Genomic DNA, 14,626 nt, shown 5'->3' on the forward strand with positions numbered 1-14,626 from the left:
CCCAAAAGGAAGGAACGTGAACCCATGTTCAAAAAAATTCTGATTGCCAACCGTGGCGAAATCGCCTGTCGCGTCATCAAAACCGCGCGCAAAATGGGCATCGCCACTGTGGCGATCTATTCCGATGCGGATCGCAACGCACTGCATGTGCAAATGGCAGATGAGGCGGTGCATATCGGCCCCGCCCCCGCCAATGAAAGCTATATCGTCATCGATAAGGTGATGGCAGCCATCAAGGCAACGGGTGCCGAGGCCGTGCATCCCGGCTATGGGTTCTTGTCAGAAAATAAGAAATTCGCCGAAGCCCTTGAGGCCGCAGGCGTGGCCTTTATCGGGCCACCTGCAGGCGCGATTGAGGCCATGGGGGATAAGATCACCTCAAAGAAACTCGCCCAAGAGGCAGGCGTCTCCACTGTTCCGGGCTATATGGGGCTGATTGAAGATGCTGAAGAAGCGGTGAAAATCAGCAATGAGATCGGCTATCCCGTGATGATCAAGGCCTCCGCGGGCGGCGGCGGCAAGGGGATGCGCATTGCATGGAATGATGACGAGGCACGCGAAGGATTCCAATCCTCCAAGAATGAAGCGGCCAATTCCTTTGGGGATGACCGCATCTTTATCGAGAAATTCGTAACCCAGCCGCGCCATATCGAAATTCAGGTTCTCGCCGATGGTCACGGCAATTGCGTCTATTTAGGCGAGCGCGAATGTTCAATCCAACGCCGCAACCAAAAAGTGATCGAAGAAGCCCCCTCGCCCTTCTTGGATGAATCCACCCGCAAATCCATGGGCGAGCAGGCCGTGGCCTTGGCCCAAGCCGTGAATTATACAAGTGCGGGCACAGTGGAATTTATTGTCGATGGCAATCGCAATTTCTACTTCCTTGAGATGAACACCCGTTTGCAGGTGGAGCATCCTGTGACCGAGTTGATCACGGGCGTTGATCTGGTCGAGCAGATGATCCGTGTCGCCTATGGCGAGAAACTGCCTTTCGCGCAAAAGGATGTGACGCTGACAGGTTGGGCCATGGAAAGCCGCCTCTATGCAGAAGACCCGTATCGGAACTTCTTGCCTTCAATCGGCCGCCTGTCCCGCTATCGCCCCCCTGTCGAAGTGGCTGCGGGGCCGCTGTTGGAAAGTGGCAAATGGCAGGGCGATGCCCCCAAGGGCGATACGGCGACACGCAACGATACGGGCGTCTACGAAGGCGGCGAAATCAGCATGTATTACGACCCGATGATCGCCAAGCTATGCACTTGGGCCCCAACGCGGGCAGCGTCTATCGAGGCCATGCGCCACGCCCTAGACGGATTCGAGTTGGAGGGGATTGGCCACAACCTACCCTTCCTCTCTGCCGTGATGGATCATCCGAAATTCGTGTCAGGTGATATGACCACGGCCTTTATCGCCGAGGAATATCCAGAAGGCTTCGAAGGCGTAACCTTGCCTGAGGATCAAATGCGCCGTGTCGTGGCCGCCGCAACCGCAATGTATCGCGTCAGCGAAATCCGCCGCACCCGCGTCTCGGGTCGGATGGACAATCACGAGCGTGTGGTTGGCAATCACTGGGTTGCGCGCATGGGTGAAACAGAATGGCCTGTGACCATTACGGCAGATCATGACGGGGCCACAATTCGCTTTGATGATGGTCAAGACATACGAGTGACATCGGATTGGCGGCCTGGAACGATGTTGGCAAAACTGACTGTTGATGGCGGCCCATTGACTGTGAAAGTGTCAAAAATTCCGCAGGGCTTCCGCGTGCGCACGCGCGGCGCGGATTTCAAACTGTTCATTCGCAGCCCGCGCCAAGCCGAGCTTGCGCGTCTGATGCCTGAAAAGCTGCCCCCCGATACTTCGCGCCTTCTGCTTTGCCCAATGCCAGGATTGATGGTGAAACTCAGCGTTGAGGAAGGCCAAGAAGTGCAAGAGGGTCAGGCCCTTTGCACGGTTGAGGCCATGAAGATGGAAAACATCCTCCGCGCCGAGCGCAAGGGTGTGGTGGCCAAAATCAACGCCGCGGCAGGCGACAGCCTTGCGGTTGATGATGTGATCATGGAGTTCGAATAAATGACCCTTGCCGCCCAAAGCCTAGCGGTTGCGAAACTCGTCCTGACGCAGGGCGAAATTGTCAATCGCGCGGGTCAGTTCGCGCACATCGCGCGGGCTGGGGCGGCGCAGGCCAACACGGCCATCTTTTTGCAAAATCACGACTGCAAAACCACGCGGGCGCAAGGTGCTGCGAATGTCACTTTGGCCATCGGGATCAGTGTCGATGATCACCACAACATCGCGCTCCAACAACGGGGCGGGGCGCGCCGAAAGTCGCGCCATTTGCTCCGCAAATCGCGGATCGGCCTCGGTGTCGGCGAAAACAATCAGCGGTCGCGCCGTCCACAGATAGTCATCCAGACTGACATCTTCGGCCCGCAAAATCGGCAACTCTCCCCCCTCATCGGCCCATATGCCATTGGGGGCAAATGCCATCCAGACTGTAATCGCGAGGGAAAGAACCCGTTTCATCACGCCTCCTGCTGATGGAAGACATATAGGGCCTAAGCCACGAAACCAAAGGCCGAAGCTACGAGAAACTGCGCCAACCAAGCATTTCCGCCACAAGGATTTGCGCCGCAGATGAAGGATAGAGGAAGACGGATATGACTGTGACCAAAAAAGACTGGCAAGAGCTCGCCTCGAAAGAATTGCGCGACAAGCCGCTTGAGAGTTTGAACAAGGAAACGCTTGAGGGGATCACTGTCCAACCGCTTTACACCCAAGAGGACATCCAAGACTTACCACATATGGGGAATTTACCCGGATTTGCGCCCTTCACGCGGGGGGTAAAGGCCACGATGTATACGGGCCGCCCTTGGACGATCCGCCAATATGCGGGTTTCTCAACTGCCGAAGAATCAAACGCCTTCTATCGCAAGAACCTTGCAGCGGGGCAGCAGGGCGTCTCGGTCGCCTTCGACCTCGCCACCCATCGCGGCTATGACAGCGACCACCCCCGTGTCGAGGGGGATGTCGGCAAAGCAGGCGTGGCCATCGACAGCGTTGAAGATATGAAAATCCTCTTTGATGGCATCCCGCTCGATCAAGTATCGGTGTCGATGACCATGAATGGGGCCGTTATCCCCATCTTGGCCAATTTCATCGTAGCAGGCGAGGAGCAAGGCGTGTCCCGAGCCACCCTGTCTGGCACGATCCAGAATGACATCCTCAAAGAATTCATGGTGCGTAACACCTATGTGTATCCACCAGAGCCTTCGATGCGGATAGTGGCGGATATCATCGAATACACCTCCAATGAGATGCCAAAGTTCAATTCGATCTCAATCTCGGGCTATCATATGCAAGAGGCAGGCGCCAATTTGGTGCAGGAATTGGCCTATACTTTGGCCGATGGCCGCGAATATGTGCGCGCTGCGATTGCGCGCGGCATGAATGTCGACAAATTCGCGGGCCGTCTCAGCTTTTTCTTTGCCATTGGCATGGATTTCTTCATGGAAATCGCCAAGCTGCGCGCCGCACGCCTGCTCTGGTCGCGGATCATGGACGAGTTTGACCCCAAAGATCCCCGCTCGAAAATGCTGCGCACCCATTGCCAGACTTCAGGCGTAAGCTTGCAAGAGCAAGACCCCTATAACAACGTGATCCGCACGGCCTATGAGGCCATGTCAGCGGTCTTGGGCGGGACGCAAAGCCTGCATACCAATGCGCTTGATGAAGCGATTGCGCTGCCCACCGAATTCTCGGCGCGTATCGCGCGCAACACGCAATTGGTGCTGCAAGAAGAAACACGCGTGACCGATGTGGTCGATCCGCTGGCTGGGTCTTACTATGTCGAAAAGCTCACTCATGACCTCGCAGAAGCCGCTTGGAAACTGATTGAGGAAGTTGAAGATATGGGCGGCATGACCAAGGCGGTGGCTTCGGGTCTGCCGAAATTGCGGATCGAGGAATCCGCCGCCAAACGCCAAGCCATGATTGATCGTGGCCAAGAGGTGATCGTTGGCGTCAACAAATATCGCAAAGAAAAAGAAGACCAGATCGACATTCTCGAAGTCGATAATGACAAGGTGCGCGCGTCACAAATCGCGCGGCTTGAGCATATCCGCGCCACCCGAGACGGGGCGGCGGTTGAGGCGGCCTTGGCCGAATTGACCCGCCGCGCAGCAGAGGGCGGCAACCTTCTCGAAGCGGCCGTTGATGCGGCACGCGCAAGGGCCAGCGTAGGAGAGATCAGCATGGCGATGGAGAAAACATTCGGGCGTCACCGCGCCGAGGTCAAAACTCTCGCAGGGGTCTATGGCGCGGCCTATGAAGGCGATGCGGGCTTTGCACAAATTCAAAAAGATGTCGAAACTTTCGCAGAGGAAGAAGGCCGCCGCCCCCGCATGTTGGTGGTCAAAATGGGCCAAGATGGCCATGATCGTGGCGCCAAGGTGATCGCCACGGCCTTTGCTGATATAGGCTTTGATGTGGATGTCGGCCCCTTGTTCCAAACGCCCGATGAGGCGGCCCAAGATGCCATCGACAATGACGTCCATGTCGTGGGCATTTCCAGTCAGGCAGCAGGTCACAAGACCCTAGCACCCAAATTGATCGCCGCGCTCAAGGCGCAAGGTGCCGAGGAAATCATCGTCATTTGCGGCGGCGTGATCCCGCAGCAAGATTACGACTTCCTCAAGGCTGCAGGGGTCAAGGCAATCTTTGGGCCTGGCACGAACATCCCCGCCGCAGCCGCCGATATTCTGCGCCTTATTCGCGAGGCACGGGGATAGTTTTGCAGCGCGCCTTTGGCGAAACCCCTTGAACCACAGGCAGCAATGCCGCAGATGTGAGGAAAGGGAAGTCTGGTTCAAAGGCGCGCGCAATCAATGGCATTGCCAATCAAACAACAAGCAGCGATTTGGGGTGGCATTATTGCCGTCTTTTTGGCGCTGTTATGGTTCTTGGGTGATGTCATTCTGCCCTTTTTGACAGGGGGGGCGATTGCCTATTTTCTTGATCCTCTCGCAGATCGGCTTGAGAAATTGGGCCTTGGTCGCGCGGCGGCTACAACCGTGATCTCCTTGGTTGCGCTTTTGGTGGTCGTGGCAGGTATTTTTGTGATCGTTCCACTTTTGGTGGCGCAAGCCACGGCGTTAATCCAATCCGCACCGCAAATATTCAGCGAATTGCAGGCCTTTTTGACCCAACAGTTTCCGTCATTGATGGATGATGGATCGCCTTTGCGCCAATCCTTGATTTCGGTCGGCCAGACCATTCAGGCGCGCGGGGGCGAATTGCTCAATACGGCTCTCAGTTCGGCAATCAACGTAGTAAACGCGATCGTGTTTATGGTCGTTGTGCCTGTTGTCGCCTTTTACATGTTGCTCGATTGGGATCGTATGGTGGCGCGTATCGATGAATTGCTGCCCCGCGACCATCGCCCCGTGATCCGTCAAATCGCCGCTGATGTGGATCGCACTTTGGCAGGGTTTGTGCGCGGTCAAGGCACAGTGTGTCTCATCTTGGGCACATTTTATGCCATCGCGCTCATGGTCGTTGGTTTGCAATTTGGGCTTGTGGTGGGTTTGATTGCAGGGCTTTTGACCTTTATCCCCTATGTTGGCGCTTTGGTGGGGGGGCTTTTATCCATAGGGCTTGCCCTTTTCCAATTCTGGGGAGATTGGTGGAGCATCGCCGCCATCGCAATCATCTTTCAGGTCGGGCAGATGCTTGAGGGCAATGTATTGACCCCGAAACTGGTCGGCTCCTCCGTTGGGTTGCATCCCGTTTGGCTGATCTTCGCGCTCTCGGCCTTTGGGGCGGTGTTTGGCTTTGTCGGACTTCTGGTTGCTGTGCCCGTGGCCGCGGTGATCGGCGTTTTGGTGCGCTTTGCCATAACCCGCTATCAGGCAAGCCTGCTCTATCGCGGGCTTGAACCCCCGCAGGACGACTGACATGGCCAAACAGATGCAATTTGATCTGCCCTATCGCGCAGCTATGGGGCGGCAAGATTTCTTTCTTTCCCCCTGCAACGCGGTTGCGGTCGCGGGCATTGACGCATGGCACCATTGGCCCTTGTCAAAAATGATCTTGCTCGGGCCTGAAGGCGCGGGAAAAACCCACCTCGCCCATGTGTTTGCGGCACAATCAGGGGCGCTGATCCACAACGCAACGGGGCTGCAAGAGGCAGACATCCCAAAACTCATGCAAGCCTGTGCTTTGGTGATTGAAGATTGCGACCAAATCGCAGGCGATGCTGCGCGTGAGGAAATGCTGTTTCACCTGCACAATGATGCAGCCACCCGTCAAGCGCCACTCTTGCTGACCGCTCGCGACAAGCCAGAGGCCTGGGGCATCGCCCTGCCCGATCTTGATAGCCGCTTGCGTCAGGCCGATCTGCTGCGCCTTGAGGCCCCAGATGATGCGGCCTTAATGGCGGTCACTATGAAACTGGCCCATGATCGCGGCATCAGCCTGCCTGCATCAGTCCTGCATTACGCGCTGCCCCGCATTGAGCGCAGTTTCAAAGCCGTGATCGATTTTGTGATAGAACTTGATCAACAAGCCCTTTCTGAAGGAAAATCCCCAAGCCTTTCGCATGCCCGTGCAATTCTTGGGATGGAGGGGTGAGCCAATTTTGACTGTCATTGAATTGTGATAGAGAGCCAGTAAAGACGCAGGCATGACACATTTTACAGATTTCCTGAATGCCCCCATGCCTGATCCCGTGACCCTTCCTGAGCGGGAGATCACGGGGCCTAGCCGTTATTTCAACCGCGAATTGAGTTGGTTGGCCTTCAATTGGCGCGTGTTGGATGAGGCGGAAAATCCGCGTGTTCCCCTGCTTGAGCGGGTGCGCTTTGTGTCAATCTCGGCAAGCAATCTGGACGAGTTCTACACTGTGCGCGTGGCAGGTTTGCGCGAATTGGCCCATAGTGGCAACACAACCCCATCTGACGATGGGCGCACCCCGCTTGAACAGCTCAAGCTCATCAACGCGGATGCGCGCAAATTGATGACCTATCAACAACAGGTGTGGCGCAAGCTGAAATCCGAATTAGAGGCCGAAAAGATCACGGTCTGCACCCGCGCCAATCTCAAGGCGCGCGACAAGGCAGATCTTGAAGAGATTTTCATCCGCCGCGTCTTTCCAATCTTATCGCCCTTGGCGATTGACCCCGCGCATCCGTTTCCCTTCATCCCAAACGAGGGGTTTGCCCTCGCCCTCCAGATGAAGCGCAGCAAAGATGGGCGGATGTTATCGGCGCTGCTGCCAATCCCTGCGCAAATTGATCGCTTCATTCGACTGCCCGCCGCAGAAGGCCAAGCGCGGTTCTTGCCCCTTGAAGAGCTGCTGCTGCTGCATCTTGGCAAATTATTTCCTGGCTATGAGTTGACAGGTTCCTGCACCTTCCGCGTCCTGCGCGACAGCGATTTGGAGGTTGAGGAAGAAGCCGAAGATTTGGTGCGTGAATTTGAAACCGCCCTCAAACGCCGCCGCCGTGGCGAAGTGGTGCGCCTTCAAATCAGCGCGGGCGCACCCGAAGATCTGCGCGATGAGATCATCGACCAATTGGGCGTGGATGACACTGAAATTGTCGAAGTGCGCGGCATGATCGGCCTTGTGCATCTCAAGGAGTTGGTGATTGACGAGCGGCCCGATTTGCTATGGCCCGCCTTTGCCCCGCGGGTGCCAGAACGGGTGCAGGATTTTGAAGGCGATATGTTCGCTGCAATCCGCCAAAAAGATATGCTTTTGCATCACCCCTATGAAACCTTTGACATGGTGATCCGCTTCCTCGCGCAGGCCGCGCGCGACCCGAATGTTGTGGCGATCAAACAGACGCTGTATCGCACCTCAAATGAAAGCCCGATTGTGGCGGCCCTGTGTGAAGCGGCGGAAAACGGCAAGTCAGTTACGGCCCTTGTCGAGTTGAAAGCCCGTTTTGACGAGGCTGCCAATATTCGGCAGTCACGCAAACTCGAGCGCGCAGGCGCCCATGTGATCTATGGCTTCATCAACTATAAAACCCATGCCAAGATCAGCTCGGTTGTGCGCCGTGAGGGTGACCGATTGGTGACCTATACCCATTATGGGACAGGCAATTATCACCCGATCACGGCGCGGATTTACACCGACCTTAGCCTCTTTACCTGTGACGATTCTTTGGGGCGCGATGCGGTCAAAGTGTTTAATTATGTAGGCGGCTATGCCGAACCTGAGGGTTTGGAAAACCTGTCTATCTCGCCCATCAACCTAAAATCGCGCATCTTAGAGGAAATCGATGCCGAGATTGCCCATGCAAAAGCGGGTCGCCCTGCGATGATGTGGGCCAAGATGAACAGTCTCATCGACCCCGATGTGATTGACGCGCTCTATCGCGCATCTCAGGCAGGGGTGCGAATTGATCTGGTGCTGCGCGGCATTTGCGGCTTGCGTCCCAATATCAAAGGGCTGTCTGAAAATATCCGCGTGAAATCTATCGTGGGCCGCTTTCTCGAACATTCCCGTATCGTTTGCTTTGGAAATGGGGCGGGGCTGCCTTCGAAAAAGGCACGGGTCTATATTTCTTCGGCTGACTGGATGGGCCGCAATCTCGGTCGCCGCGTAGAGACTTTGGTCGAATGTAAAAACCCGACTGTAAAGGCGCAGATTGTCAGCCAAATTATGGCGGCGAATATGGCAGATGTCGCGCAATCTTGGATGTTGCAGCCCGATGGAAGTTTCCTACGCCCTGACCTCAGCGTGATTGACCAACCCTTCAACTGTCACCGCTTTTTTATGGAAAACCCATCCCTTTCAGGGCGGGGGTCTGCGGGGGCAAATGATGTGCCCGAATTGACCCATACAGAAGATTGACGCAAGACAACGCTTTGTGAAACAACCAACTCCATGAGTATCGTGGTGCCCGCTGAGAAATCCGAATTGGTGGTTGAGGATCATCCTGAATGGGGGCCCTTCGGCGCGCCACTTTTTGATGCCGATCATGCCCGTTCGCTCTCGCGGGTGGGGGTTATCGACATCGGCTCAAACTCTGTGCGGATGGTGGTGTTTGATGGGGCCGCCCGCAGCCCTGCCTATTTCTATAATGAAAAAATTCTCTGTGGTTTAGGGGAAGGCTTTGCAGAAACGGGGCGCTTGAACCCAGAAGGCCGCCAGCGCGCCCTTGTCGCGCTGCGCCGCTTTGCCACGCTGTGCAAGGGCATGGGGGTGGCACCTCTTTTGACTGTGGCCACTGCGGCGGTGCGCGATGCTCAAGATGGCGCGGACTTCCGCAAAGATGTGCTTGATCAAACAGGCCTCGCAATCCGCATCGTAACAGGCGAAGAGGAGGCCCGTCTTTCTGCGCAGGGCGTTCTCTTGGGGTGGCCCGGGGCCTATGGGTTGATCTGCGATATTGGTGGCTCATCAATGGAATTGGCCGCCCTTGAAGGCGGCGGAAGCATCGGGCGGCGCAGATCGGTGGATCTTGGGCCGCTGAAGCTGATGGGGATCACAGGCGGCAAACGCGCAATCAAGGCGCATATCAAAGCACGCATTGCGGATCTCAAGGCTGAATTTCCCGAAGATCACCAAAGGCTGTTCTTAGTCGGCGGGTCATGGCGCGCTATCGCGCGGGTCGATATGGAGCGGCGCGGCTACCCGCTTAAGGTTTTGCATGAATATCGCATGACGCCAAAGGCCATTCTTGAAACAATTAAATATATTGCCAAGACCGATATCGAGACGCTGCGCGCACAGACAGGCACCAGTCTTGAACGTCTGCGCCTTGTGCCCCTTGCGGCGATCGTGCTGAAGGAATTGCTGCGGCAGTTGAAACCACGCGATGTAGCCATCTCAAGCTATGGCATCCGCGAAGGTCTGCTCTATGAACAAATGTCCGAAGAGCTGCGCCAACGCGACCCGCTGATCGAGGCCGCCCGCCACGCCGAGGCCATGTCAGCCCGCATCCCAGGGTTTGGGCGCAAACTCTATCATTTTGTTGAGCCGCTTTTTCCACAGGCAAAGCCTGCAAAAAAGCGACTGATCCGTGCGGCGTGCTTGCTGCATGATGTCTCATGGCGCGCGCATCCCGACTATCGGGCCGAGACATGTTTTGACAATGCAACGCGCGCCAATTTGGGCGGGCTCGCCCATTGGGAACGCGTCTATTTGGGTCTTGCCCTATTGCATCGGTATAAATCGAACCGCGAGGCGACACATTTTGACACCAATCTCTTGACCCTTTTGCGCGAGGCCGAGGTGCAAGAGGCCGAGATTTTGGGGCGCGCGATGCGCTTTGGGGCGATGCTGACCTTGGAAAAACCGCTGGATCATTGCTATCTCGAAGTGAACAGGCGGCGCAAAAAACTGATCCTACATTTGCTCAGCGATGCGGCGGATGACCTGTTTGGCGAAGTCGCCCAAGCACGTTTCGGGGCTTTAGCCTTGTCTATGGGTCTTACGCCCGCCGTCACCGATGAGCGCAGCAGCCGATGATCCGCGCCAAACCCCGTTTGGCCGTGCGCGGCCTGTTGGTGGTGGCAGATAAGCTGTTGCTTGTGAATGCCTATAAGGGGCGTGAAGGGGCGCTTTATTGCGCCCCAGGCGGTGGGGTTGAGGCAGGCCAATCCCTGCCCGAAAACCTACAGCGCGAGTTTCACGAAGAAACGGGGCTGACAGTTGAGGTAGCTGCGCCCTGCTTGGTCAACGAGTTCCACGACCCTCAAGGCACATTTCATCAGGTCGACATTTATTTTCATGTGACCCATATCGCAGGTCATCTTACGGGAGAGTGGCGCGATCCTGAGGGTGTGGTAAGCGAGCGGCGATGGGTGACGCGTGCAGAGCTTGCGACCCTACAGGTGAAACCTGATAGCCTTGCGCGCGTTGCATGGGATGGCGAGATCATGATCTATGACGCGCTAGAGCCAATTCTGCGCTAAGGCGCTTTATGCGCGCCCGTCAGACCATAGGCCACGCCACCAATGACCACGAGGCTTGCAGCGATCAAATGCAGCGTCAAAACCTCGTCCAACAGCAGCACACCGCCCAAAATTGCCAAAGGCGGCACACTGAGCTGCGCAAGCCCTGCGCGGGCGGCACCCAGATGCGGCAAGATCGTATACCACAGCGCATAGCCCATTCCCGAGGTCACCGCACCTGACAGGATCGCCAAACCCCGCCCCGTTGCATCGGCAGTCTGACCTTCGGGAAGAGGAAACAAGAACAGGGCCAAGGCGCAAAGGCCAAAGGCAATCCAAAAATTCACGGCTGTTTCAGGGATCGGGTCGCGGGCCTTTCGCCCCAAAAGCGAATAGCCCCCCCATCCTAACCCTGCGACCGCAATTGCGGCGGCCGCATCTAGCGGCAAAGTGATCTGCCCTTCTGGCAGAAGCAACCAAACCAACCCTGCAAGCGCCACAGCCGCGCCCCCCAAGCGGCGGGGTGACACCCCCTCCCCCAAAAGGAGCGATCCGGAAAACATGGTCAATTGCACTGCGCCGAAGAGCAGCAAAGTGCCCAAGCCTGCATCCAATTTCAAATAGGCCAATGAAAAGCCCAACATATAGGTCGCAAGGCAAAACCCGCCCGCAAGGCGCATCTTGGGGTTGGCGCGCGCAATCGTCAGAACCGTCCGCCCGCGTAAAATCACACTCAGGCCAAGCAGCGTCACAGCGCCCGCGGCCACACGCCAAATTGCGAAATCCCCAACGCTGATATGCCCCCCCGCCACGGCCATACGGTTCAGCACCGAATTGGCAGCAAAAGCAATCAAGGTCAGAAAGGCCGCGAGGATCAACCGCGTCATGACAACAGCCTTTGCACAATATCCCCGCGCGCATAGGCAATCTGCCCGCCCGCGATTGTGGCGGCCACCGCATGGCTTTTGGCATCTAGGATGACAAAATCGGCGCGCTTGGCCGTGGCAATCACACCACGATCCTCCAAACCCAAAAGCCGCGCAGGGCCAGAAGACACGAGCGCCCAAGCCTCTGTCAAACCCATTCCCCCTTGCCACAAAGTCAACGCGGCGCGCAGCAAGGCAGGGTAATGGTAATCTGACGCCAAAGCATCGACCAAACCCGCTTCGACCAAAAGCCGCGCAGAGACCTTGCCCGCATGCGACCCGCCACGCAGAACATTGGGCGCCCCCATCACCACGCCATGGCCTTCTGCGCGCGCGGCCTTTGCGGCTTCGACTGTTTCAGGAAATTCCGCCAAGCTGACGCCAATCTCCGAGAAATGCGCATGTGCGGCGGGGGTTGCGTCATCATGGCTGCCCATCACCACCCCAAGTTCAGAAAGCTGTCCCGCCAGATCACGCAAGGCAGGCATCACTTCGGGCTTTCGGTCATGGAGGCTGTGCAGAAACGCGAGATGTGCCTCAGGCGAGCGGCCCGCCTTAAGCGCCTGCCCCGTCAAACGTGGCGGGCGTTTTCCCGCCGCTAAGGCCTCATGCGGCAGATGATCATTAAACACCACGCACGCGATTTGGTGATCGCGCACCAAGTCTAAAATCGCGGCGTAATGGTCGACCATATTCATCTCAACGCGCAATTGCAGACGCAAATCACAGATCAAGCCCTGCGCATCTTGCAAGGCGCGGGCCATGGCGGCGGCAAAATCGGGGCCGCGCATCCCCCCCTCCCAAGAGTAGAATTGTGCAAGCATGGCTGTCGTTATCCCATTGGCCGCCAACTCCGCCTCGATGGGACGTATCCCCTCGCGCGGGTCAACAACGGCCCCACGGCGGGGCGCAACATGGCGTTCGAACCCATCGCCATGGAAATCGACCAATCCCGGCAAGATGATATAGCCAGATAGATCAATACAGCGCGGGCCTTGATCTTGGGTGATCACCCCCTCCGCCATGCTCACAGGGCGCGGCGCAAGCCCCTCAGGGCCCAAGACCTCAGCCCCCATTAGTGTTAGGTTCAGACCCAGCATGCGCCCTATTCCGCAGATGGATCGCGCCAGCGATTGACGATTGGATAGCGCCGATCCAACCAAAAAGCGCGGGATGTCAGCCGCGCCCCCGGTGCGGATTGAAAGCGCTTATATTCCGAAACGTAGATCAGATGCTCAACCCGCTTGACTGTCGCGGCATCAAACCCTTGTGCAACCAAATCTGCAACGCTTGCCTCTTGATCTATCAGCCCCTCAAGGATGGCATCTAAAACCTCATATGGCGGCAGGCTATCCTCGTCTTTTTGATCATCGCGCAGTTCCGCCGATGGCGGCTTTTCAATCACCGACACAGGCATCACAGGCCCATCTGGCCCTTTCATCCAAGCGCGGTGGTTAGCATTGCGCCAATGGCACGTTGCAAAGACGCGCGTTTTATAAAGATCTTTGATCGGGTTATAGCCCCCTGCCATGTCGCCATAGATGGTGGCATAGCCTACCGCGACCTCGGATTTATTGCCCGTGGTCAACAACATTTCGCCAAATTTATTCGACAACGCCATCAGAAGAACCCCGCGCAAACGGGATTGGATGTTTTCCTCGGTCAAATCTGGATCGCGGCCTGCAAAGAGCGGGGCAAGCGTGGCCTCAACCGCCTCTTTCGGGGCCTCAATCGGCAAACTGTCAAGCGTGACCCCAAGCATCTGGGCCACATCGCGGGCATCATCAAGCGAAGCCTGCGAGGTATAGCGCGAAGGCAGCATCACGCAATGGACATTTTCAGGGCCAATGGCATCGGCGGCAATGGCCGCAACTAAGGCCGAATCCACCCCGCCCGACAGACCCAAAACCGCGCGAGAAAACCCTGCCTTGGCCATGTAATCACGCAGGCCCAAAACCATCGCGTGGTAATCCGCCTCGATGTCATTGGGCAGGCGCGTCAGGTCAGTCTTGTCAATCTGCCAGCCCTCAGCCCCCTCTCGAAGTGTCAGATGGGTCATGCCTTCTTCAAAGGCGGGCATCTGCGCCACCAAGGCCCCGCCTTGGTTCAAGGCGAAACTGGCACCATCAAAAATCTGATCATCTTGCCCACCGACAAGGTTCAGATAGATCAATGGCAGGCCCGTCTCGATCACGCGCGCGACCATATGGGTCTGCCGCAATCCCATCTTGCCGCGATGATAGGGCGAGCCATTGGTGACAAGCAAAACCTCTGATCCTGCTTCGGCGAGCGTCTCGGTAATGTCCTCATGCCACGCATCTTCACAAATCGGGATGCCGATCCGCACAGGGCCAATGCGCACGGGGCCAGACGGATTGCCTGACTTGAAATACCGCTTTTCATCAAAAACGCTGTCATTAGGCAAATGATGCTTATTGATCCGCGCAATCTGCACGCCGCCTTGCAAAATGACATAGGCGTTGTTGATGCCCCCGCCTTCGGCAGGCAAAGGCAGGCCAATCCCACAGGCAGGGCCCTCCTTGGTGGCCTCTGCCAAATCTTCCAAGGCCTCCGCGACTGAGGCCAAAAAAGCGGGCCGCGTAACAAGGTCTTGCAACTGATAGCCCGTCAGCGCCATTTCGGGGAACACCACCAAATCAGCCCCCGCATCCCGCGCTTCGGCCCAATAAGCCAAGACCTTTTGTGCATTGCCTGCGAGATCACCGACTGTGGGGTTAATCTGCGCAACACTCAAACAAAACCGAGACGCCATTTAGCTGTGCCTTCCCTACTCACTT

At 56.8% G+C, this 14,626-nt stretch carries 11 protein-coding genes; 7 read left to right on the plus strand and 4 right to left on the minus strand.

Translation table 11 applies throughout. The features are described from left to right. The first annotated feature begins 24 nt into the window (after window positions 1–24). Entirely contained in the window at window positions 25–2,070 is a 2,046-nt protein-coding gene (locus AAC620_RS05830) for an acetyl/propionyl/methylcrotonyl-CoA carboxylase subunit alpha (RefSeq protein ID WP_340243349.1), read from the plus strand. A gap of 21 nt (window positions 2,071–2,091) precedes the next feature. Here AAC620_RS05830 and AAC620_RS05835 read toward each other — a convergent pair whose 3' ends face one another. Beyond that, window positions 2,092–2,523 (minus strand): DUF4174 domain-containing protein, encoded by a 432-nt coding sequence (locus AAC620_RS05835; protein ID WP_340243351.1) that lies wholly within the window; start codon window positions 2,521–2,523, stop codon window positions 2,092–2,094. Between the two features lie 134 nt (window positions 2,524–2,657). Here AAC620_RS05835 and scpA point away from each other — a divergent pair, with 134 nt between their 5' ends. From scpA to AAC620_RS05865, 6 genes are all read left to right on the plus strand, one after another. Beyond that, complete coding sequence (gene scpA, locus AAC620_RS05840; RefSeq protein WP_340243352.1) at window positions 2,658–4,787, plus strand: methylmalonyl-CoA mutase; 2,130 nt, start codon at window positions 2,658–2,660, stop codon at window positions 4,785–4,787. A 96-nt stretch (window positions 4,788–4,883) separates the two neighbouring features. Beyond that, complete coding sequence (locus AAC620_RS05845) at window positions 4,884–5,951, plus strand: AI-2E family transporter (protein ID WP_340243353.1); 1,068 nt, start codon at window positions 4,884–4,886, stop codon at window positions 5,949–5,951. 1 nt (window position 5,952) lies between these two features. Beyond that, on the plus strand, window positions 5,953–6,627 hold the full coding sequence (locus AAC620_RS05850; RefSeq protein WP_340243355.1) for a DnaA ATPase domain-containing protein: 675 nt from the start codon (window positions 5,953–5,955) through the stop codon (window positions 6,625–6,627). A 52-nt stretch (window positions 6,628–6,679) separates the two neighbouring features. Further along, window positions 6,680–8,857, plus strand: coding sequence for an RNA degradosome polyphosphate kinase (locus tag AAC620_RS05855; RefSeq protein ID WP_340243356.1), 2,178 nt, complete (start codon window positions 6,680–6,682; stop codon window positions 8,855–8,857). A 33-nt stretch (window positions 8,858–8,890) separates the two neighbouring features. Further along, a complete protein-coding gene (locus AAC620_RS05860; protein ID WP_340243358.1) occupies window positions 8,891–10,477 on the plus strand; it encodes a Ppx/GppA family phosphatase in 1,587 nt (528 codons plus the stop codon). Beyond that, on the plus strand, window positions 10,474–10,923 hold the full coding sequence (locus AAC620_RS05865) for an NUDIX hydrolase (RefSeq protein WP_340243360.1): 450 nt from the start codon (window positions 10,474–10,476) through the stop codon (window positions 10,921–10,923). The genes AAC620_RS05860 and AAC620_RS05865 overlap by 4 nt, the downstream gene beginning before the upstream one ends. Here the strand turns inward: AAC620_RS05865 and AAC620_RS05870 are convergent. Genes AAC620_RS05870 through AAC620_RS05880 form a run of 3 tightly spaced genes read right to left on the minus strand, consistent with a single transcriptional unit; the run spans window position 10,920 to window position 14,601 of the window. Beyond that, complete coding sequence (locus AAC620_RS05870; RefSeq protein WP_340243362.1) at window positions 10,920–11,789, minus strand: DMT family transporter; 870 nt, start codon at window positions 11,787–11,789, stop codon at window positions 10,920–10,922. The genes AAC620_RS05865 and AAC620_RS05870 overlap by 4 nt on opposite strands. Further along, the gene (locus AAC620_RS05875; RefSeq protein ID WP_340243363.1) at window positions 11,786–12,928 is read right to left on the minus strand and encodes an alpha-D-ribose 1-methylphosphonate 5-triphosphate diphosphatase; all 1,143 of its coding nucleotides are present in this window, start codon (window positions 12,926–12,928) and stop codon (window positions 11,786–11,788) included. Before AAC620_RS05875 ends, AAC620_RS05870 begins: the two co-directional genes overlap by 4 nt. A 5-nt stretch (window positions 12,929–12,933) precedes the next feature. Next, entirely contained in the window at window positions 12,934–14,601 is a 1,668-nt protein-coding gene (locus tag AAC620_RS05880) for an NAD+ synthase (protein WP_340243365.1), read from the minus strand. Window positions 14,602–14,626 lie beyond the last annotated feature (25 nt).

It is taken from the genome of Roseobacter sp. HKCCA2468, from assembly GCF_037805105.1.
GTDB lineage: Bacteria > Pseudomonadota > Alphaproteobacteria > Rhodobacterales > Rhodobacteraceae > M30B80.

What these genes read in the sequence shown, in the direction of transcription:
- AAC620_RS05875 (WP_340243363.1), bottom strand. Translation starts at nt 12,928, where the DNA reads ATGCTGGGTCTGAACCTAACACTAATGGGGGCTGAGGTCTTGGGCCCT.
- scpA (WP_340243352.1), top strand. Translation starts at nt 2,658, where the DNA reads ATGACTGTGACCAAAAAAGACTGGCAAGAGCTCGCCTCGAAAGAATTG.
- AAC620_RS05835 (WP_340243351.1), bottom strand. Translation starts at nt 2,523, where the DNA reads ATGAAACGGGTTCTTTCCCTCGCGATTACAGTCTGGATGGCATTTGCC.
- AAC620_RS05865 (WP_340243360.1), top strand. Translation starts at nt 10,474, where the DNA reads ATGATCCGCGCCAAACCCCGTTTGGCCGTGCGCGGCCTGTTGGTGGTG.
- AAC620_RS05860 (WP_340243358.1), top strand. Translation starts at nt 8,891, where the DNA reads ATGAGTATCGTGGTGCCCGCTGAGAAATCCGAATTGGTGGTTGAGGAT.
- AAC620_RS05850 (WP_340243355.1), top strand. Translation starts at nt 5,953, where the DNA reads ATGGCCAAACAGATGCAATTTGATCTGCCCTATCGCGCAGCTATGGGG.
- AAC620_RS05845 (WP_340243353.1), top strand. Translation starts at nt 4,884, where the DNA reads ATGGCATTGCCAATCAAACAACAAGCAGCGATTTGGGGTGGCATTATT.
- AAC620_RS05855 (WP_340243356.1), top strand. Translation starts at nt 6,680, where the DNA reads ATGACACATTTTACAGATTTCCTGAATGCCCCCATGCCTGATCCCGTG.
- AAC620_RS05880 (WP_340243365.1), bottom strand. Translation starts at nt 14,601, where the DNA reads ATGGCGTCTCGGTTTTGTTTGAGTGTTGCGCAGATTAACCCCACAGTC.
- AAC620_RS05830 (WP_340243349.1), top strand. Translation starts at nt 25, where the DNA reads ATGTTCAAAAAAATTCTGATTGCCAACCGTGGCGAAATCGCCTGTCGC.
- AAC620_RS05870 (WP_340243362.1), bottom strand. Translation starts at nt 11,789, where the DNA reads ATGACGCGGTTGATCCTCGCGGCCTTTCTGACCTTGATTGCTTTTGCT.